General features: G+C 50.3%; 19 protein-coding genes and 1 pseudogene. 15 read left to right on the forward strand and 5 right to left on the reverse strand.

Annotated elements, in window-relative coordinates; genetic code table 11:
• Positions 1-121: 121 nt before the first annotated feature.
• Positions 122-1,441, forward strand: a complete 1,320-nt coding sequence (locus GOV45_RS21895; RefSeq protein ID WP_170482227.1) for an oligosaccharide flippase family protein — start codon at positions 122-124, stop codon at positions 1,439-1,441.
• A 20-nt stretch (positions 1,442-1,461) separates the two neighbouring features.
• On the opposite strand, the gene GOV45_RS21900 is transcribed toward GOV45_RS21895, so the two are convergent.
• Positions 1,462-1,920, reverse strand: coding sequence for a hypothetical protein (locus tag GOV45_RS21900; protein ID WP_170482230.1), 459 nt, complete (start codon positions 1,918-1,920; stop codon positions 1,462-1,464).
• Between the two features lie 2,013 nt (positions 1,921-3,933).
• On the opposite strand from GOV45_RS21900, the gene GOV45_RS21905 reads away from it, so the two are divergent.
• The 4 genes from GOV45_RS21905 to GOV45_RS21920 all read left to right on the forward strand — a co-directional run bounded on the left by GOV45_RS21905 (position 3,934) and on the right by GOV45_RS21920 (position 9,304).
• Positions 3,934-4,140 (forward strand): cold-shock protein, encoded by a 207-nt coding sequence (locus tag GOV45_RS21905; RefSeq protein ID WP_170482233.1) that lies wholly within the window; start codon positions 3,934-3,936, stop codon positions 4,138-4,140.
• A 74-nt stretch (positions 4,141-4,214) separates the two neighbouring features.
• A complete protein-coding gene (locus tag GOV45_RS21910) occupies positions 4,215-4,370 on the forward strand; it encodes a hypothetical protein (RefSeq protein WP_170482236.1) in 156 nt (51 codons plus the stop codon).
• A 727-nt stretch (positions 4,371-5,097) separates the two neighbouring features.
• Complete coding sequence (locus GOV45_RS21915; protein WP_170482239.1) at positions 5,098-6,993, forward strand: adenylate/guanylate cyclase domain-containing protein; 1,896 nt, start codon at positions 5,098-5,100, stop codon at positions 6,991-6,993.
• 607 nt (positions 6,994-7,600) lie between these two features.
• Positions 7,601-9,304: an alkaline phosphatase family protein gene (locus GOV45_RS21920; RefSeq protein WP_170482242.1), complete on the forward strand. Its 1,704-nt coding sequence runs from the start codon at positions 7,601-7,603 to the stop codon at positions 9,302-9,304.
• 164 nt (positions 9,305-9,468) lie between these two features.
• Here the strand turns inward: GOV45_RS21920 and GOV45_RS21925 are convergent, their stop codons facing one another.
• Positions 9,469-9,885 (reverse strand): c-type cytochrome, encoded by a 417-nt coding sequence (locus GOV45_RS21925; protein ID WP_170482245.1) that lies wholly within the window; start codon positions 9,883-9,885, stop codon positions 9,469-9,471.
• A gap of 285 nt (positions 9,886-10,170) precedes the next feature.
• Here GOV45_RS21925 and GOV45_RS21930 point away from each other — a divergent pair.
• The 8 genes and pseudogenes from GOV45_RS21930 to GOV45_RS21965 all read left to right on the forward strand — a co-directional run.
• Positions 10,171-10,392: pseudogene (locus GOV45_RS21930) on the forward strand (IS6 family transposase); the annotation flags it as partial.
• Between the two features lie 363 nt (positions 10,393-10,755).
• A complete protein-coding gene (locus GOV45_RS21935; protein WP_170482248.1) occupies positions 10,756-11,901 on the forward strand; it encodes a tyrosine-type recombinase/integrase in 1,146 nt (381 codons plus the stop codon).
• Positions 11,898-12,482 (forward strand): hypothetical protein, encoded by a 585-nt coding sequence (locus tag GOV45_RS21940; protein WP_170482251.1) that lies wholly within the window; start codon positions 11,898-11,900, stop codon positions 12,480-12,482. Before GOV45_RS21935 ends, GOV45_RS21940 begins: the two co-directional genes overlap by 4 nt.
• A 96-nt stretch (positions 12,483-12,578) precedes the next feature.
• Positions 12,579-12,785 carry a helix-turn-helix transcriptional regulator gene (locus tag GOV45_RS21945; protein ID WP_170482253.1) on the forward strand — a complete coding sequence of 69 codons (207 nt, stop codon included), beginning with the start codon at positions 12,579-12,581 and terminating at the stop codon, positions 12,783-12,785.
• Positions 12,786-12,789: 4 nt separating this feature from the next.
• Positions 12,790-13,308, forward strand: coding sequence for a DNA-primase RepB domain-containing protein (locus tag GOV45_RS21950; RefSeq protein ID WP_170482256.1), 519 nt, complete (start codon positions 12,790-12,792; stop codon positions 13,306-13,308).
• On the forward strand, positions 13,295-14,968 hold the full coding sequence (locus GOV45_RS21955; RefSeq protein WP_170482259.1) for an AAA family ATPase: 1,674 nt from the start codon (positions 13,295-13,297) through the stop codon (positions 14,966-14,968). Before GOV45_RS21950 ends, GOV45_RS21955 begins: the two co-directional genes overlap by 14 nt.
• Before the next feature lie 221 nt (positions 14,969-15,189).
• Positions 15,190-15,567, forward strand: a complete 378-nt coding sequence (locus GOV45_RS21960; RefSeq protein WP_170482262.1) for a hypothetical protein — start codon at positions 15,190-15,192, stop codon at positions 15,565-15,567.
• Between the two features lies 1 nt (position 15,568).
• Positions 15,569-15,937 carry a hypothetical protein gene (locus GOV45_RS21965; RefSeq protein WP_170482265.1) on the forward strand — a complete coding sequence of 123 codons (369 nt, stop codon included), beginning with the start codon at positions 15,569-15,571 and terminating at the stop codon, positions 15,935-15,937.
• Positions 15,938-16,290: 353 nt separating this feature from the next.
• Here the strand turns inward: GOV45_RS21965 and GOV45_RS21970 are convergent, their stop codons facing one another.
• Positions 16,291-16,710 (reverse strand): DUF3010 family protein, encoded by a 420-nt coding sequence (locus GOV45_RS21970; protein ID WP_170482268.1) that lies wholly within the window; start codon positions 16,708-16,710, stop codon positions 16,291-16,293.
• Between the two features lie 327 nt (positions 16,711-17,037).
• On the reverse strand, positions 17,038-17,502 hold the full coding sequence (locus GOV45_RS21975) for an MAPEG family protein (protein ID WP_170482271.1): 465 nt from the start codon (positions 17,500-17,502) through the stop codon (positions 17,038-17,040).
• A gap of 78 nt (positions 17,503-17,580) precedes the next feature.
• On the opposite strand from GOV45_RS21975, the gene GOV45_RS21980 reads away from it, so the two are divergent.
• Positions 17,581-18,162: a TetR/AcrR family transcriptional regulator gene (locus GOV45_RS21980; protein ID WP_170482273.1), complete on the forward strand. Its 582-nt coding sequence runs from the start codon at positions 17,581-17,583 to the stop codon at positions 18,160-18,162.
• Positions 18,163-18,789: 627 nt separating this feature from the next.
• Here the strand turns inward: GOV45_RS21980 and GOV45_RS23405 are convergent.
• The gene (locus GOV45_RS23405; protein ID WP_254448088.1) at positions 18,790-18,990 is read right to left on the reverse strand and encodes a hypothetical protein; all 201 of its coding nucleotides are present in this window, start codon (positions 18,988-18,990) and stop codon (positions 18,790-18,792) included.
• Here GOV45_RS23405 and GOV45_RS23685 point away from each other — a divergent pair.
• A complete protein-coding gene (locus GOV45_RS23685) occupies positions 18,908-19,141 on the forward strand; it encodes a VanZ family protein (RefSeq protein ID WP_367648716.1) in 234 nt (77 codons plus the stop codon). The two genes, GOV45_RS23405 and GOV45_RS23685, sit on opposite strands and share 83 nt — an antisense overlap.
• Positions 19,142-19,428: the final 287 nt, after the last annotated feature.

A 19,428-nucleotide genomic window follows, 5' to 3' on the forward strand; every position in this document is an offset into this window, starting at 1 on the left:
GCATGTAAACCCTAGAGCGCCAACGTCATCGCAGATGAAAATAGGCGCTGCAGCGTCTCCAACTGGGATCTGAATTGTGTCACTAGTATCCCAAATTCAGCTTGTGCTGCGCGGAGACAGCATGAAAGCTCGGGCCATCCGCGGCACGGCTCTTAGCATTATTAGTTTTGGCAGCGGTCAATTCATTCGCCTGGTTTCAAACCTCATTTTGACCAGAATACTGTTTCCGGATGCTTTCGGTCTTATTGCCTTGGTTCAGGTCCTGTTGATCGGGCTGGATAACTTTTCAGATTTCGGCATCGGCCCTGCAATCATTCAAAGCAAACGTGGAACTGAAAAGGACTATCTGAACACGGCCTGGACCATTCAAGTTGTCCGAGGTTTTGTTTTGTGGATTATCGCCTGTGCTCTTACGATTCCTGTAGCCGAGTTTTACCGGCAACCCGAATTGCTCCACGTCATTCCCATACTGTCATTGGTTACTATTATCGATGGGTTTTGCTCTACCCGAAGATATTCAGCCACACGAGAAATCAAGCTAGAGTGGGTCACGGTCGTTGAGTTGGCGTCGCAGCTATTGGGCACATTGATAATGATCCTTGTCGCATTGTGGTTGCGGTCAGTTTGGGCGCTGGTTGTTGGAAGTATGGCCCTCTCTCTTATCAATACAGTGTTGTCTCATATCCTTATACCCGGTCCAAGAAACACGTTTCGCTGGGACCGCGAAGCTTTCCATGAGATTTTTCATTTCAGCAAATATATTTTCATAGGCACGATCGCCGGATACTTCCTTCAGCAAGGCGACAGGCTGATACTCGGTCGGTATGTTTCTTTGAATGATTTGGCGATTTTTTCTATTGCCCAAATCTTTGCGACTTTACCATTGGTGATGAGCTTTCAGCTTGTAGAAAGGATTGTGCTTCCACTATATAGGAACCGCCCACCGATAGAGAGCGATTCAAACCGCATAATGGTTGGGCGTGCTCGTGCGTTGTTGGTGGCAAGTCTACTGTTGATGACTGCCGTATTAGGCGTTTTTGGAGAATCTCTAATCGAGTTCTTGTATGACGAACGGTATCATCTTGCTGGTCCGTTCCTTGTTTTGATCAGTATATCCATTATCCCCCGGCTAATTTTCGGCGGCTACAATTTTGTCCTGCTTGCAAATGGAAATTCTCGAGCCTTCACGATACTGACCTGTTGTTCCGCTTCGTTCAGAATGTGTGCGCTTGTGATTGGGATTCAACACTACGGTGTGGTCGGAGCAATCGTTGCACCGGTCATAGCGGATATTTTAGCCTATCCGTTTCAGATCGCTTACGTCAATCAATACAAGGGATGGTATGGTCTTTATGACCTTGGATTGCTGGCATTTGGAGTTTTGATTGCAGCAGCCGCTTTTTGGGCTAATCCGGCGGCCCTGGCGCTAATTCTGGGGTGAAGCGGCCAACACTAAACAACTCAGCACGCGTGTGTTGGACCAATCCAATTATTGATCTGTTTGGCAAATGCGCAAACTCTCTTTGCTCTATTGGCGGGTGTGTCATAAACGGCAATGTTCGGACTGCTCCATCCACTGACGAAAAATTGCCAAGCAGTGAACACTTCGTTTGGTGCAGCGTAAGTCGCTGCGAACCGGTCGGCGTCAAACTCTCTCTGGAAAGGATGAATGTGCGGGTTCAAGTGGTGTCCCAAGGCCACGTGCCCGTGCTCATGAACTCGAAAGAACCCGCATGCTGCTCCTATATTCTGACAAATAGTGGGATTGTAAATTATGACTGCACCCGTCGGAGAAGTCGGGTCGGGAAAGACTGCAGCGATGTCATTATAGCTGGCATTTGGTATCTCCGGCGTCGCCGTTTGTGCTGAAAGAGGAGAATAGTAAAGCGTTAGAAGTATTCCAAGAATAAAGTATTTCATTGCTGTCTCTTAATGAAAATCATTGGCTGCTATATAGATACATACTCAACTATAAGTTGTACTCAAATATGGCGGTGAAATTTTACGTTTTGTCAGTTTCCGTTGCGAGATTAAGACACTGGTTGCTGTAGCGAGAGCGTTCGAGAGCTTAGTACTGGAAGGTTTTATTCCCAAAATGTACCCTTCTTCCTAAGTGTGCGTGGGTTTTGATCATCATTAGTGTGGGCTTCCCCATCTCTTGTTTCAAAATGAATAAAACACCCTTGACTTGAAAAATTTCACTTTCAATTTTAGCCGAAAACATGATTATTCTCAGAGGCACCTATAATCGATTTTCACAATATTTAATATTAGATGAAGTATAAGGCAAACTCTATGCAATGGTTGAATTAATTTCATATATAGCTGTTTTTATTGTCATTTCGAACTTTTATTTATGGAGCACGATGTTTTTGTTAGCGCATTTCATTCCATTTTTTAACTTTAAAGAAGATTTTTTCGAATTTTATGTGAAAGTTAGAGGGTCCCCGCCATCGCAGACTAAGCTAGTACTAAACCTCTGCGGAGCAGGAAGTTATTTTTTTATTTCTGAAAAATTTTGGAAGTCACCAACTGTAAATTCGATAAGAATATGTCCGACAATACCTTTGCTTCGACTGTTGTTAATGCAATTTTTGAGTGTGGTATTTTCTACGGCGCTTTGGTCTGTCACAATTTTCCTTTGGGTCAGTGATTAATTGCTAACGCTTTTGGTAAAATTATTTTTCCCACCAAAATTTATTCAACACACGGGAATAACAAATAATTTAACAAGTTAACGCAATTTGATTATCCTAAGCAATGTCAGAACCCGGAAAAAGGAAGATAATTTGATTATGTGTTCAAAAACTAATAATAATTCAGACTGACTTCCGAAGGCGGCGATTGAATTTGTTTATGATGTCCTCGCGAACTCTGTAGGCAGGGAGCAAACCGTTCGCGATGAATTAGATGAAGTGGCTCACCTAATGTAGTTCGCTCTGCGTCGCTTTGATTTGACTTCTGGTGTTTCCAAGTCCCTTTGACACTTATCTGATCATATCCGGCGAATTGAACGATAGATCCAACCCAGGAGCCCATGAGCAACTAACGTGCCTCAGCTTGGGACTCAGGAATCTAAAGCGCAAGAGATTAGATCAATGGATCCAAACTGAGCGCCCAAGTGTGAGCAAATTTAATGGCAATCCGGTAATATTTACCCGGAAAATAAATGGTAGCGGAGGAGGGACTTGAACCCCCGACACGCGGATTATGATTGAGTCTCAGTATCGCCACGAGAGACCACAAACCGCCACATCCGACAACATCAACTTATTGGCCACGTTGAGTTTCAGGCGTGCAAACCGCCACATCCGACTACAAGCTCCCACACTTAACCACACGGGTGTTTGTCACCCATACGCCACCCAGTCCCGAAAGCGGACGTTCATGCATCCCGTAGCGAATGACCGCTTCGAGCCCGAAGGAGACGTTTATGGTGTTGCCTCAGACGTACGCATCGGCAGGGCAAGCAACATTGTCCCCAAAGATGAGCGCTGTTCAGACGTCCCGAGCGAAGAAGTACGTGATCGTGGGCCATTCCAAACCGTCAACGCAGCAAGCACTATGAATTTTTCTGAAAAATTAACTAGTACCTTTGAATTCTCTTGCTTTCAATTTGAGGTTCATCGCACGGTGTCGGGCTTCTTCCTGAGGCAGTCCCGGCCAACTTGGTCAGAGAAGACTTATCCCTAATTGGATTGGTCGGGACTACAAGCTTGGAATGACCAGTTGCAGGCACCATGCCCATTTGAACAGCCGAAGGGAAGATGAAGACGTAGCTTGTAATTCGTATCTCTTGCCGTCATACACCAATAGCGACCGTTATCGCACCTCGACCAGCTGTCTCCATTGAAGGCTTCAGTCTCGATTGCTCTGACTGACGCCAAGGCCACCGCATTACGCGGGTGGCACAATTCAAAAGGAGACGACGGAATGGCCAATGGCACCGTGAAATGGTTCAACACCACCAAAGGGTTCGGATTTATTGCGCCGGAGGACGGCGGCAAGGATGTGTTCGTTCACATCTCGGCCGTCGAACGCTCCGGGCTTACCGGTCTCGCGGACGACCAGAAAGTGACTTTCGATGTCGAGGCTGGCCGCGACGGTCGCAGCAACGCGACGAATATCGCTCTTGCCTGAGTAAGACCAGGCGGGACGGCTGCGCTAGTTGTCCTGCCAAGCCATTTATGTCCCGTGTGCGAAAGTTGTCGTTTATGACAGAAAAGAAGCAACCCTTTTTACCGAACAAACGGATTTCCAAAGACGAGCAAACTGACAGAGTAGCGCGCGAGATAATCAGCGATGAAAAAGCGGCTCGCGAGGAAAAAACCAAACGGTTGAAAGAAGCCCGTCTTAAACGCGATGTGTAACACTGCGTAGAAGACTCAGCTTAGAAAACCGATGCCAATCTCCGCACCTGTTGGACGTTGATCGTATTTATTGTTGGCCAAACGTAAGTTCCGCCGGATCACGTCCTACGAGACTCTACCTGCATCAAGGAAGACAAAAACAACAGCGAACCGGAAAGAATGAGCCAATTTGGTAGGGGCAAATAGGCTGCAATATTTTTGCGAAAGAATGCCGAGGCTCTCCTTACGTCCCGATCACACGACTTCACTCGAGGTCATGCGACCGGAACCACCCCATAAAAATGGTTTAGAGAATTATGAGGCTTGCGACACTGCGCAGGTATGAGGTCTACAAGCAAGCACAATTGTTTTTTGAAAGGCAGTTTTCCCGTGCAACCTTCACAATTTCAGGAGAGCCGGATGAGAGAGCAGCGTTGACCACGATTAGTGGCTTTCACTGCGTGCCGGGCTAGAAATTCGCAATTGGATTTCGAAAGTTGACTTTCTTTCACAGTCTGGACTGTCCGCTCTTCGGTTGTTTGGATTAGCTTTCGCTAACGGCGGCTTCGTCCGCATTGCGGTTGCTCGCGGCATTTCGGCGAATGTCCGCGCTGAGCCCTAATTTGCTAAATAGTTTGGGGCATTTTTTCTCGTTTCGAAGTTCTTAAACTCTCCAGTTTGATCACAATTGAACTAAGTGGTACTTCTCATCTTTCTTCCCTAACCTGCATAAAAGGGGGAGCCTCTGGTGAAACGTCGACTAACGGTCATACTTGCAATCGATGTAGTAGGTTTTTCCCGCCTAATGGGAGTGGACGAGGCAGGAACCCTTGCAGCCCTCAAAACGCATCGTTCTGAACTAATTGATCCCAAGGCCGTTCAATACGGGGGGCGAACCATCAAACTAATGGGCGACGGTGCGTTGATGGAATTCGCCAGCGTCGCTGATGCAGTTCGCTTTGCCGTCGAAGTACAATGCGCCATGTTCGAAAGGAACTCTGTTGTTCCCGCTAGCGACCGAATTGAATTTCGCATCGGCATTAACGTGGGCGACGTAATCGATGAGGACGGGGACATTTACGGAGACGGAGTAAACCTTGCCTCAAGGATCGAAGGTCTGGCTCAAGCCGGTGGAGTTTGCGTTCACCGAGCTGTCTTCAATCAGGTTCGCGGAAAACTGGATTTGGATTTTGAGGATTTGGGCGCGGTAGATGTCAAAAACATTGAACAACCTGTGTCAGTCTTCAGCGTCGAGCTGAATGAGAAAGCGAAAAGGCTCGCATCTCCTGTCAAGATCGCGATACCAAACCGAAATCCGTTCGCAGTGCGGGCGGTTGGCGTCGCTTGTGTGGCTCTAATCTTTGTTGTCGGACTAGTCGTTTGGCGCTTTGACGCAACGGATTTTCAGCCGGTGAAGACTTTAGAAATGGCACGTCCGTTGCCGGACAAACCGTCGATTGCCGTGCTGCCATTCAGTGACCTGAGTCAGGGTGCCGACAAAGGTTTCCTGAGTGATGCAATCAGTGAAGAGATCATTGGCAAACTTTCCCGTTTTCCTGAGTTCTTTGTGATCGCCCGGAACTCGAGCTTCTTCTACAGAGACAAGTCGGCAGACATTCGTGATATCGCAAGCGAACTTGGCGTACGCTATGTGCTGGAAGGCAGTCAGCAAAAATCCGGTGGCAAGCTACGCGTGAACGCAACCCTAATCGACGCAACTGCCGGGAACGCGATTTGGACTGACACGTATGATCGCGATATGGTGGACATCTTTGTACTGCAGGATGAAATCACCCGAACGATTGTCGCGACGCTGGAACAGAATATCGACCTGGCCGAGTATGATCGATTGCTACGCCAACCCACTCAAAGCCCTGGGGCATACGAGCTTGTTTATCGGAGTCGTGCAGAACGCTTCAAGTTCACTCCGGCAGGCAATCAGGAAGCCAAGCGGCTGGCTGAAGAGGCTATAAAGCTGGATCCAGGCTACTCTGTTGCTTATTTTAGCCTCGCCTGGGTGCATATCAACTGCGATCGATGGGGATGGTGTGCCGGCCGACCGCGAGAACAAGCCCTCGACCTAGCCTTCGTGGCTGCTCGCAAAGCTGTTGAGCTCGATCCCGACAGTTCTCTGGCTCACTGGGTTCTCGCTCACGCGTTCATGCAGGCCAACGACCTGGAGCAATCCGAAAGAGAGTATGAGCGCGCCATTACGCTCAACCCCAACTCAGCGGGCGTATTGGCGGGCTCCGTCGAAACGTTGGTTTATCTTGGCCGCGCGAACGAGGCTGTTGAAAGACTCCAAACCGCGATCCGCCTGAATCCCCATCACCCAGATTGGTATCTTTGGAGCCTCGCCTGGGCGCGATATTTCACCGGTGAATATGAAGCCGGGTTGGAAGCGATCAACCGGATGACAAACATACCCAATCTGGCGCGCCGCACGCAGGCGGCGCTGTATGTGCGGTTGGGACGATTTGAGGAAGCCAGGGCCTCGATAATTAAGCTGTTGGAAAATCAGCCTGACTACACGATTGAGGACCAGCGACACAGCCTGATAGGTAAATTCAAAGATCAAAGCATTCCTGACGGATTTATCGAAGATCTACGTAGCGCAGGATTGCCGGATCGGCACGCTGATTGATGGTTTTGCTGTTGGCTATCTGTGCGCGTAAGACTGACTTGTCCGCACAAGGGTTGCCGATTCACTGTGCCGCGATCTACTGCTCTGAGCCCGAAGCGGTTGCTGTTTGCATGTATCGAAACGAAGTGCCTTCAAGCCACCCTTAGTATGAACACGACCAGAGATTTTGAAACCACGGCTAAGAAAATCAATGATGCCCAGACCTCTGCCCAACAGATATCTAAACTGTCTTCAGAGGGAGATATTCATCGCCATCTTCGGCAAAAACAGCATACAGCAACGCGCCAGCAACTATTAAACCAGCCAATATAAGAAAAACCGATAGGTTTTTTGTCATAGCGTTTCACCTGAAACAGGGTTTCTGGCGCAGAGTTTAGTGTCTCAAAAGACTCAAAGCCTTGTTTTGGATCAAAACCGATCCGGGCACCTCAGTTCCAAGCAATTGTTTGTATTAACACCGGTTTGAGTGTTGCAGGCTCTTTCGCGGTAGGTCGGAAGAAGTAGACGTGAAGCGGTTTTGCTATCAGTTTGGTATTGAAGAGGGTTGTTCTAGCGCGCAATTGCAGTCGCGACTGACCTGATGCGCAATACAGCGAAAGGAAGCACTATGACCAAAACACTGAGAGTTTGTTTGTCTTTGTGGTTGGTTGCAGTCGCTCCTGCGTATGCGCAAGAACCTCCTCGTCTCGTTTTGCAGCTGACCGTTGACGCGTTTCGGGGCGATCTGCCGACACGCTACTTTGAGAATCTTGGGGAGGGTGGCCTTAAGTATTTACTAGAAAACGGTGTACACTATCTGGACGCCCATCATTGCCATGCCAATACAGAGACGGTTGTCGGACACGCCACATTGGCGACCGGGGCAACTCCGGCAGTACACGGGATGATCGGAAACATCTGGTTCGACAGAACCTTGGACCGCGTTGTCTACAACGTTGAAGACAGTACCGCTCCGCTTCTTGGAGATGGCGCTGGCGTCAATGACGATATTGAAATTGACCCAACACAGGCGGCAGCTGGCACAGATGGCCGGTCACCACGCGCTATGCTTGTTACGACGCTTTCGGACGAATTAAGCGCTTCCACTGCTGGTGCGGCCAAAGTCTTTGGAGTTTCAATCAAAGACCGTGGGGCAATTACAATGGCGGGACAAAGCGGCAAAGCCTTCTGGTTCTCAAAAGCCGCAAATCGTTTTGTCACAAGCTCCTATTACTATGACAAATACCCAGATTGGGTTTCCTCATGGAATGACGCATCGCCGAGCGCCTCCTTTGAAGGAACCTCTTGGGAGTTGATGCACCCAAAGGAAGCCTATCTCTTTGGCGACCGTGACAACCAACCATGGGAGACGGATGTCGCCGGGTTCGGCATAACCTTTCCTCATCGCTATTCTTCGACGCAAAATGGGTTTGACCCGCTGGAAAATCCCTACTTTACGACCTTTTTAACGCTTAGCCCCGCTGGCGACGATCTGACGGCGCAATTTGCCAAACGATTGATTGATGCCGAGGGTATCGGGCAAGACGCGGTAACGGATTATCTGGCGGTTAGCTTCTCGTCCGTGGATTACGTCAACCATGTGTTTGGCCCTTCCAGTCTTGAAGCCGAGGATACGATATACCGCCTCGATCAGACTCTCATGAATCTCTTCGCGTTTATCGACGAACGGATTGGGCTGGAAAACGTTTTGATCGTTCTATCGGCGGACCACGGCACCACCGATGCGCCGGGCTATTTGGAGAGTGTTGGCATCCGAACTGGCCTTGTTGCTCCGGACACATGGGACCCGACGGAACAGATAGCCAAGCTTAAGGAGCGGTTTGGGATCACCGGGAAATTGCTTGAAGGTTATAATCACCCCTATCTCAATATCGCCCCCGAAGTATTGGCTCGCAGTGATATTGATTTACCCACGCTGGAGTCAGCTGTTGCAGAAGAACTTCTATCCTTTCCCGATGTGGCATTCGCCGTCCCCAGTACGGCTATCGAAGCAAACCTCCTGCCCGATACCAACATCATGCGCCTGGTCCGCAACAACTATCATCCCACCCGATCCGGGAACATATACGTAATTTTCAAACCCGGCTGGTTCATTGCAGACTTCGATGGTCTGTCCGTCACATCCACCCACGGGTCACCGTGGCGCGGTGACACACATGTGCCGATTTTCTTTGCTGGAGCGAACTTAAAACCGCAACGGGTTGCACGCCGGGTTTGCACGACTGCTATCGCATCCACACTGTCTGCATTATTAAGTACGGCACGTCCTAATGGTGCGAGCGGTGAGGTACTACAAGAAGTCTTGGATTAGACCGCTGTGAAGCGCGAGACCTGATATTGAAGCAAGCTAGGCCAGACCGCGACGGCATCGTCTACAAGTCGATCCGTATATTCGTTGCTTCCAGGCAATTACGGCACCCGCCCAACGCAGCACAGTGCAGCGCTCTTTAGCGCACTCGACTGCGTATCAGAACTTCACGGAACATATCGTTCCGGCTTCGGAGACTGAATACTCTCCAAATACTCAGCAATTTCGATTAGTCTGGAAGGAATACGCGTAACCAAACCATTCCCCGTATCAAATTCGACATTAGGGCCATCGTTCAACTCGGTGATTATAGGCATGTCATAGCGAGGTTCTTGAACTTTCAAATAACCGTCCAAGATCGACATGACCTCCAACATGGGCCACACACCCCCTCTGCGTTCGGAAATCTTTGTTAAATCAGCAGGCACTGTTTTCAAATCAGCTGCGTCAGGTCCTTTTCCAGATGCATCGATTCCGTGACATCTGGCGCAATGCTCAACAAAGAGGTCTTTCCCAAAGTCTATAAACTCGTCGGCCGCAGATATCGTTGGAACCGAAGAAATGACTATGCTTGCAACGATCATAAAGTACCTCATAAGCTGGAGGTCCTTTGCCAAACGAGAGTTTACTACAACAGAAATGGACCGACATCTTCCCCCGGTCAACATCGGTCCTTTACCATATAACATTTGCTATCCTGTGGCCCAAAACCGATTGATGGGGACAGGCAGCAGCGAGCTCAGAACAGCTTCACCATTTAACATTCGAAATTTAGCATGTGAAAGCGCTCGGCTCTTTGACTTAAATCATATGGTCTTGTCAGATTAACTTCGCTTGAGCGGGGCAGGGCGGTTGCGTAACTTTAGCCCATGACCAGACCCGCCTCCTTCAAATACTTCAAAACCAGTCCTGAGATCATCCGTCTTGCAGTGATGCTGTACATCCGATTTCCGCTCTCGCTTCGGAATGTCGAAGATCTGCTGCACGAGCGCGGCATCGACGTGAGCCACGAAACTTTCCGCTACTGGTGGAACAGGTTCGGCCCGATGTTTGCCTCTGAGATCCGAAGAAAGCGTGTGCAGCAGCCGCGCGTTGCTAATCTGCTGAAGTAGCAGCGGCTGCTTTGTCCGCAACGCAGACGTTCAGTTGCGCTGCCCTGAATGTCCGCTTTCGGAGTTTTGAGGGCTGATCTGGAAGCCCATAAAGTCTAATGAGAAGAGCCTGTCGACTTCTCCTTAGGCGTCTGAAGAAATTTCCATACTTTGAGAATCATGGCGGCCTAGTCGCATAAGAGAGCGGATGTCACCCAAGGCACCCGAAGTCTTGCCGCTCTGACAAACCGCCACACACTCACACATTCTGCCACATCTGTGACGCAGACAAACTTATGATTTTCTGCGATAATTCTAGCTGTCACCCGTGAGATCGGGCGACTGTCAGATTATATACCTTGTATGAAAAAGAAGCTTACATCTCGCTACGTCGACACCGTGACTGCCCCCGGCCCCAAACGTCTTGAGGTCTACGATCAGACCTTGCCGGGATTTGGCATTCGTGTGTCGACTTCTGGCAGCAAGACGTGGTTTTGCTCACCACGTGTCAACGGCCGCATGAAGCGGATCAAGATCGGAACCCACCCAGCACTGACGCTCTCAGAAGCGCGTGATCGTGCTAGAGAACTACTACGCGACATCCAACTTGGCGTTGCTCCAACAGAAAAGCCGACCACGCTCGGCGAGGTCGTCCCTCAATTTATTGAGCTTTGGGCAAAGCCACGCAATCGCGGCTGGAAGGAGCAGGAACGTCTACTCAATCAGAAATGGGCCCGGCTCTTCGACAAGCCACTGGAAGAAATCGAACGCAGTGAAGTTGTTCGTATCTTGGATGAGATCGTCGCGAACGGGACGCCGGGCAGAGCCAATCACGCACTGGCCGCTCTAAAAAAGCTTCTGAACTGGTGCCTGGATCGCGGGATGATCAAAGCCAACCCGATCGCTGGTCTAAAGCCACCGACTAAGCCAAAGGCGCGGGATCGCATTCTGACCGATGCCGAGCTGAGTGCGTTGTGGTCCGCTGCCGAGGACGAAGGGTATCCTTTCGGTACGTTGACACAGATATTGATCCTGACTGGACAACGCCGTGGCGAGGTCTCCGATATGCGCTGGTCACAGATCGATTTTGCGACGGCGACATGGACGATACCCGCCGAACGTGCGAAAAATGGCGTCGCGCATGATGTGCCATTGTCGCCAACAGTCATCGACATCCTGAACGTCATGCCGCGCTTTGCCGGGTCCGATTTCGTGTTCACCACCACCGGCGCGACGCCTGTTTCAGGCTTTGGCCGCGCGAAGAACCGTTTCGACCAAGCAATCGGCACTGACGGCTGGTGGCTCCACGACCTGCGTCGCACCTCTGCGTCAGGAATGGCCCGCATTGGCATCGCCCCGCATGTGATCGAAAAGGTGCTCAACCACAAAACTGGTGTCATCTCTGGTGTCGCTGCCGTCTACAACCGCTATTCTTATGCCGAGGAAAAGCGCGAGGCATTGGAGCAGTGGGCGCTAGAATCACCCGCAAACCGGAAGGAAAAACAGTGACTACTGCCAAAAAGCCAATCGCCAGCACTGGCTGGATCAAATTTGGAGACGCGCTGGCCATAGCAGCCAAAGAGTTGCTTGGGACAGAGCTGCCAAACGACTTCTTGAACAATCCTGAAAGCAGAACCTACAGAGATGCGCTTAAAGACCTCAGAAAGGCAATTGAAAGCAACGCGGTGACCGTTCTCATAGATGGAGGAAAAAGTGTTGTGACACTTGATATCGCTAAAGCGAGACACTTCGCCACAACTATAGACGTAGACAAAAGCGTGATCTTCATTGAGGGCCATCCACACTTAGATTTCCGCGCCGAAATCAACGAAGCTGAGTTCCGAAGATTTCTCTTTGATCAGCGGAAAAATCGCAATGGTAGAATTGCAAACGCAAATCGCGAGCGGGACTGCCTATACTGGTTACAAGATCGGCTACATCTCCTGAAGCCCGGCAAAAAAGAGCCGACACGCATCCGTGCAATGGAGTTCTTTGACATCAACAGTACAGCTTTCGACCGCGTTTGGGACGCAGCTATATCGGGAACACGATTTGAGTTTTTGCGTGATGGTGGCGCACCGAAAAAATAGGGTGAAAAATTCAGCGCAATTTTTGCATTTTTTCACCAATACAGATGAAGCGATATTTCCGACAAATGCACACCTGAACCATCACAGGAGTGCAACATGGTGCACGAGCGAGTCGCTCATCTCACATTGCTGTCATTCGAACATCTTGAAGAAATCGGGATCAAATATTCTCGCGAACATTTACGTCGCCTTGAGGCAGCAGACCAGTTCCCGAAACGACTTCGCCTAAGTCCAGGGCGTGTCGCGTGGCGGTTATCAGAAATCGAAGATTGGCTCGAATCCCGCCCCGTGGGGTTGGAGTAACGCAATGGCGTCGCGCAACAAGGGCCGAGACTATATCGATGTCGCGGCGGCGATCGAGCATCTGTTGTGGCTCCTTGCGCTGCAAGGCGACGGTTTTCTATGCATTCGCATTTTCGCCGACGGGAGAATAAGAAAAACTGGCTTCTTTCACAATCGTGACGACGACATTGAGCAACAACTGCGAGCGTTCCTTAGTGAGAACTGCCGAACTGGCGACCACGTGTTTTATAGCGTCAACGCCTTTTCTGAGCGCAGGGCCAGAGCGACACACTGCGTGCCGGGCCGCCTTCTCCATGTTGATGCCGATCGAGTTTCATTACCGCCACCAGGTCCCATGCCAACTCGGATCATCGAAAGCAGCCCAGGAAACTACCATTTTTTCTACGTGCTCGATAAAGCCGTTTCCCCAAAAAAGGCGCAAGAACTGAACCGTCAACTCACGGATTTGGTTGGCGGAGACAGAGGAGGGCACAGCCCTGCAAAACTCTTGAGACTTCCGGGGACCCTGAATGCCAAATACTGAAAAACCGATGGTCGTGGTAAAGAGCAGTGCGGGTAACGTTTACTTACTTCATGAAATTGAGGCCGTCATTCCCGCTCAGGTCAAGTCCCGCCCAAAAGTCTTGAACCGCTGCAAAAGACCGCGACGACGCAACCTATATGGCGTCGATCAATATACCCGCCTGCGCTTGAAACAGCTGAAAACTCTCCGCGCGTTTCATTTATCAATTTTCGGGCGTCGCTTTAGCTATCTCGGTGACGATCGTTCAGAGGTGATTTTTCAGGTTGCGAAAGGCTTAGCTGAGGCGGGTTTTTCGCGCGAACAAACTGCGGAGATGGTGCAAAACACTGTGTTCTGGCAGGAGCGAGAGAGCGAGGGCAAAGTCGAGGATATTGACCGAATGCTCGACAAGATCGACTTCTCGGTAGATTTCGCACCAGAAAAGTCCAAGAAAAGGCGAAAGCGGACGAAACAAAAGGCACGCAGAAGCGAGGATCAAATAAATAGGTTGAGGACGATTTCGCGTCTCCTGAATCGATGGGGGTTTCCCTCTGAAAATATTCAAAGGGCGCTTATGTCTCTCAACAGTCAACTTCTAGGTGGCACCCTGAATCCGATCGACATTCGTTCAGCTATCGAGGCTGCCTCGGATCGCGATTCAGATAGTGATGAACTCTTTGGCCCGCCAATTCAGACAACCTCTTTGCCAATGCACTGGCTATGGTACCCATACCTGCCGATGTACGGCCTGACGGTACTTGCAGGCGTACCGGGCCTGGGCAAATCCATGCTCATCGCATTGCTCATTGGAATCGTAACAAGCGGAGGTCGTTGGCCGCTATCCGAAGAGTTGTGTCAGCCCGCACTCGTTCTGTTATTGTCTGCTGAAGACAGCTTTTCTCGGGTCACTCTCGCGAGACTAGAAAAGGCCGGGTTTGACATCAAAAATCTCGAAATCATGTACAGCCCTCGCGCCTTGACTGAAGAACGAATGGGGAAACTAGAAGACTACATACGTGACAAGCGACCTGCTCTCGTCGTAGTCGATACTCTTTCGCATTTCATGGGCGGCGAGCGCGACATGCACCGGCAGAATGAGGTCGGCGAGTTCCTAGGTCGGTTGAATGATGTTGCGGAAGATACTGGCGCGGCGATCGTGGGTATTGCGCACTTGAACAAGCAAACAGGCGACGACCCCTTACGGCGAATAGTCGGATCTGTCGGTTTTGGGGCGACGGTACGATCAGCCATCTTTTTGGGCACCGACCCTTCTGACCCGCAAAGGTTGGCGTTGGGGCATGGGAAGGCGAGCGCCAGTCCTAAAGGCCCAACGATCGTCTTTGAGCGCTACGGCGGTGGTCGTCACGATGTTCCGAAACTGGTCGCGACCGATACGATCGACGCGGATCACGTAGAGATTTGCACTCCCCAGAAACGCGAGCCAGGCCGTCCGTCCACACAAAGCGAAGCAGCTCGCACACATATCATGAAGGAACTCGGTAAAGAGCCAAAACCTTGGTCAGAAGTCTGGCAATCCGCCGATAATTGGAACATCGCATCCGAACCCACGTTTAATGCCGTTCGCGCGGAACTGGCACGGGAGGGAATGATTGTTCAAGTCGGCAAAGGTCCGAAGGCAAAATGGAAACTCGCACCCGGCACAAATGATCAATTATCATAATCACCACCACACGAACATTGTTATTATGATCACTCGTTTATTGCGGCGAAACACGGATAACTATCTATGATCATAATAAAAAATCGCATGTATCAACGTTGTGACGACTTCACGAATGCCATGTTTCGCGAAATTCAACCATTTGGTACGCGACATGATTTTCTTATGATGCCAGCGATATCCCAACGTGATCATAAATTAGGGACACGCGGACTATGGCGATGCCAGCGCACGAACCGACCGACGACCAAAGGCACATTGTCGAGGTCTTGGTTGCGGGCGGAACACCCAAGACGATCATCGCGAAGGCATTGGGCATCGGTATGAAAACGCTCCAGCGACACTATGCAGATGAACTGGAGAGCGGTTTAGAATTGGCCACCGCCAAGGTCGTGCGGCGTCTGTTTCGCTTGATCGAACAGGGATCAACGCCAGCGACCATCTTTTGGCTAAAGACACGCGCGGGGTGGAAAGAGGGTCAGACGGTGGAGATCGAGCAGAAAGAAACACCACAGGCGTACGATTTCACGAAGCTGTCGGATCAGGAACGCGCCGACCTGCGCTCAAAGTTAGAAACGGTCGTTGGACGGAGACATTAGTTTGAAAGATTTAATCCAACATATGATCCTGCCCGCCGCCTGTGGCGGTGCAGTTTGCGTCGTTGAAGTCGTTCAGAGTAACGAAAGCGGTACTCGCGTTACACTGGTTACGCAGGGACCGTTCAAACCTTCGTTGAAAGCTGCAGTTGAAAGGGTAATCGAGCTGTACCCATACGCGCTGCGGATACGCGTAATGTCTTCTGATCAATTTGACCTTCAGAACCTGTGTACCTTTAGATTGTTTGATGGTTCATGGTTTGAGCAACCACCGCCTTGCAAGAGGCCACGACGTAAAATGAGCCACGAGGAGCAGAAAAACGCCGTGCAGAAGTTGTTATTGGGATCAGCATGCATCGACTACAACAACTAGCTGTTTTTCAGGGCGCCATTCGGGCGCTGAGATCGCCGCTGGGACGCTTCTAGGCAATTTGACGACTTACCCCCGCGAAAAAGGGCTCCGGCGGTCCTGGGAGCATCCTGGCAGCGCCAATTGCGAACGCCAGTGGCCAACGTTTGAAACATTGTGTTTCCAATGAAACGCAAACTCCGTATGCGCGTGTCGATCGGTGTTTCATCTTTGATCTCTATTCAAGATCAATAACTTAAAGACAGCGTGCGGGTGCGCGCCATTAAGCCTGGGTGACACATGGGTGACAGTCTCTGGATTTCGGTTGGTAGCATAACAAACCACAATACCCCCGAACGCCTATCCCAGATCTGACATCAGCCCTTTGCCAATGTATAAGCACCAGAAAGAAAGGCGTTCTTTAAATAGACCGGCAGCTTCTCGGGATACTCTTTCACTTCCTTCTTGGCGAAATTGGACAAAGCCACCGGATTGACGAACCTAGTGTGACATCCTTCTGTGAGTTGGATCAGAGTCTCGATTTTGAAAGAGACCGCACCGCCTGCCATACGGCCTTTCTTTGCGCGCGTTTTGATCGCAAATGTTCCAACCTCGTTTTCGCGAGCAAACTCATCAAGCTTGGCCATGAATGAACGCAGATCTGCCTCGGATGTGTCATCCTCGAGTTCAATCCTTGTGGTCTTCGGTCGGAGCATCTCTACCTTGCCCTCGTCATCCAGGTCGACAACGGCAAGCCGAACTTCCTGTGCCGATATCTCGCAACCGCATACTCTCATATGTCGTTCCTTTGTGTGACAGTTCCTCACTAACATCTTTCGGACCAGAATATATGCCACCTATACCGCTGTTTGCGCCTTATCGCAGTCAACAAGCTTAGTCATTCAGATCCGCAATGCTGGCATAGGCAAGACGGTTGAAGGCGGTCATGCCACCGCTGAAAGACCAAAAAGTCCAGCCAAGTCTCCCTGTGAGGTTTTCCGTAGGCGCCGAAAGGAATTTCTGAATTGTGAGTTTTGATCTTGCTTAGTTTAACAAAGCGGCCATTCACTCGGCTCACGTCGAACTTCTGCTCAGCGGACTTAGCTGCCACCCAAGTTTTCCGACTAGACCAACGCCGACCAAAGCGTGTGCACGGCCATGTAGATCACGATTACGGAACCAACAGTATAAAACGTCGCTCGAACTTCGTGGGATTGTTCGGTCGCATAGGCAACAAAATGTGCGAGACGAGCGGCGACGAATCCGTAGAAGAGCGCCTTCGCTAAAAGCAACACCGGATCGGCCAAAACGAAAAGCAAGCCCGCGACCCAGAATGCTGGAACGTTCTCCAGATCGTTGCGATGCATTCGCCGGGAACGGTCAACGTAGTCATTGACGTCGAGTTGGGACGGTTCGGGGTTCTTGTTGATAAGACCCTTTCTGAGGTCTTCCGGGCTGGCCCATCCCCCACCGACTTTCAACATTCGGTGTACCGTCATCCAACCTTGCCCCATGACTTTCAGCACCATCAGGGAGGCTGCAATCACATACACCGTAAACACAGGGTTTTCAAAGTTCAGTAGATCCATGTTAATAATCTCTTTTCCAATTGCCTACCGTCGGTAGGCTTGATAAACTACCAACGGTAGGCAATCAAGAGGCAATTTATGAGCGAACTCAAAACTGACCAGAAGATCATACTTGCTGCGCAAGGGCTGCTCACGAATAGCGGCCTCGGTGCTGTCTCATTTGACACAATCGCGCGAGAGCTTGGCATCGCAAAACAGTCGGTGCTCTATTGGTTTCCATCCAAGAGCGACTTGCTTGCGGCTATGTTCGTTGACTGGTTGGGTGCAGAGGCCATGGAGGCCGAAGATAGCCTAGCTTCTGTCTTAACCCCGAATGAGGCCATCGACGTTTTCGTTCGATCAATCCTACGTTTCCATACAGATAACCTTGACCGTTTCAGAATGATGTACCTCGCCCCTCAGACGCTGAAGGCAGGCATGCAAGAGGTGCGGAATGGCGATGTTCTCGCTAAGATACATGCTACCACGTCACAATTGTACGGCGCTCTGGCGGCAAGGCTTGATGAATCACCTGACCAAGCTCGCCAGACGGCATTTGCGATCCATTCCGCGGCCTTGGGATTAGTTCTGATGCTCGGTCTCGCTGAAGGAATTGGCGATCCGCTCGCGCATTCCCAGGACGATATCTTGACTGCTCTGATTGCCAAACTTTCATCATAGGTAGCGGGATTCTGGGAGGCCGGCGCGAAGCCTCTCTCGGAAAAAGAATGAGTTCGACGCGCACCTTATTTGAGAGGTCTTGGGAATGCTCTGCAAATATGCCCTGAGAAGTTGTCAACCGACGCACTGTTTATGGCTTCACCCCTTCATTGGTGTCCAATTTGCAACAGACATACGAAACGGGATAAAATTTTTTATTGTAATTTCAGTTAGTTAAAAATTTGCCTAATTTTTAGGCGGCTTCACCTAAGCCACTCATATAAATAGACCTTCTTACTAAGAAGCCTTAGGCTTCCACCGAGATATCCACACAACTTGTGGAGTGAAAGCGCTTGTATTTTTTTTCTAGGATCCGCTAAGTACCCGAATCTACTTGCACTATAAAAGCGCGATAAGTCGTTGGTCGAATTCACCCTTTCACCCGTCCTCCGGAATAGGACCATCGGGGAAATATGTTGGCGTTCCCGTTCCGGGTAAGCGAGGCGTGTTGTTCCGGGGTCTTGGCGTTAAAATCAAAATGCTGGCGTACCGAGGCCGCTAGCCGATTGGATTAGAAGAGGACCAAAAGTATCTCTCATAATCAGTTAACTTCCGAAAATTATTAGTGATGCCGAAGCTCTCAGCGCTCTACTCTTGGTTGTCGCCTTTGGGCGTTGCTGCAACGTTCATTGGAGCCGCAACCATTTCTTTTGCAAGCCTGTCTCCGCCGGGGAGCGCTGGTGATCCGGGAAGTGCTGACAAAGCGATGCATATCATTGCATACGCGATTATTGTGCTTCCTTTAGCATTAGTCAGAAGCCGCACGAGGATTTGGAGCGCCGTCGGCATTTTGATTTGGAGCGGATGCATTGAACTCTTGCAGCCGCTTTTTGGACGCTCATCAAGCGTTAGTGATGTTATCGCCAACGCAAGCGGAATACTCTTGGGCTTAAGCCTGGCAGTATTCCTCAGTCGGTTTTTCCCAACACCCACAAAATAACTATGCTTGGATTTTGGCCTCGGAGCGGTCATTCGCTAAATCGCGACGAATGTCCACTTTGCGGACTAATGGTCCTTAGCTCTGGCTCCAAATGGCAAGATCGCGCGGCGGGTAAGTTCTTCTGACAAGACCCTCAACGCATTCATTCGCTGCAGCTTAGGGTTTGCCTCTACCGCCCCAATACTCCTTATCAGGCCCTTGATATCCAGCCCCTTCATAACTGTCATAGCTACACACCCTCACAACAATGATTACGAAGAGTGCCATGAGGATTGCTCTGGCAGTTG

The sequence above is a fragment of the Ruegeria arenilitoris genome, from assembly GCF_013035425.1.
In the GTDB taxonomy this organism is placed as follows: Bacteria; Pseudomonadota; Alphaproteobacteria; order Rhodobacterales; family Rhodobacteraceae; genus Ruegeria; species Ruegeria arenilitoris_A.

Excerpts from the sequence above, each read along its gene's own strand:
- GOV45_RS21895 (WP_170482227.1), top strand. The coding sequence starts at position 122 with ATGAAAGCTCGGGCCATCCGCGGCACGGCTCTTAGCATTATTAGTTTT.
- GOV45_RS21900 (WP_170482230.1), bottom strand. The coding sequence starts at position 1,920 with ATGAAATACTTTATTCTTGGAATACTTCTAACGCTTTACTATTCTCCT.
- GOV45_RS21905 (WP_170482233.1), top strand. The coding sequence starts at position 3,934 with ATGGCCAATGGCACCGTGAAATGGTTCAACACCACCAAAGGGTTCGGA.
- GOV45_RS21910 (WP_170482236.1), top strand. The coding sequence starts at position 4,215 with ATGACAGAAAAGAAGCAACCCTTTTTACCGAACAAACGGATTTCCAAA.
- GOV45_RS21920 (WP_170482242.1), top strand. The coding sequence starts at position 7,601 with ATGACCAAAACACTGAGAGTTTGTTTGTCTTTGTGGTTGGTTGCAGTC.
- GOV45_RS21925 (WP_170482245.1), bottom strand. The coding sequence starts at position 9,885 with ATGATCGTTGCAAGCATAGTCATTTCTTCGGTTCCAACGATATCTGCG.
- GOV45_RS21935 (WP_170482248.1), top strand. The coding sequence starts at position 10,756 with ATGAAAAAGAAGCTTACATCTCGCTACGTCGACACCGTGACTGCCCCC.
- GOV45_RS21945 (WP_170482253.1), top strand. The coding sequence starts at position 12,579 with ATGGTGCACGAGCGAGTCGCTCATCTCACATTGCTGTCATTCGAACAT.
- GOV45_RS21950 (WP_170482256.1), top strand. The coding sequence starts at position 12,790 with ATGGCGTCGCGCAACAAGGGCCGAGACTATATCGATGTCGCGGCGGCG.
- GOV45_RS21955 (WP_170482259.1), top strand. The coding sequence starts at position 13,295 with ATGCCAAATACTGAAAAACCGATGGTCGTGGTAAAGAGCAGTGCGGGT.
- GOV45_RS21960 (WP_170482262.1), top strand. The coding sequence starts at position 15,190 with ATGCCAGCGCACGAACCGACCGACGACCAAAGGCACATTGTCGAGGTC.
- GOV45_RS21970 (WP_170482268.1), bottom strand. The coding sequence starts at position 16,710 with ATGAGAGTATGCGGTTGCGAGATATCGGCACAGGAAGTTCGGCTTGCC.
- GOV45_RS21975 (WP_170482271.1), bottom strand. The coding sequence starts at position 17,502 with ATGGATCTACTGAACTTTGAAAACCCTGTGTTTACGGTGTATGTGATT.
- GOV45_RS21980 (WP_170482273.1), top strand. The coding sequence starts at position 17,581 with ATGAGCGAACTCAAAACTGACCAGAAGATCATACTTGCTGCGCAAGGG.
- GOV45_RS23685 (WP_367648716.1), top strand. The coding sequence starts at position 18,908 with ATGCATATCATTGCATACGCGATTATTGTGCTTCCTTTAGCATTAGTC.
- GOV45_RS23405 (WP_254448088.1), bottom strand. The coding sequence starts at position 18,990 with ATGCCGACGGCGCTCCAAATCCTCGTGCGGCTTCTGACTAATGCTAAA.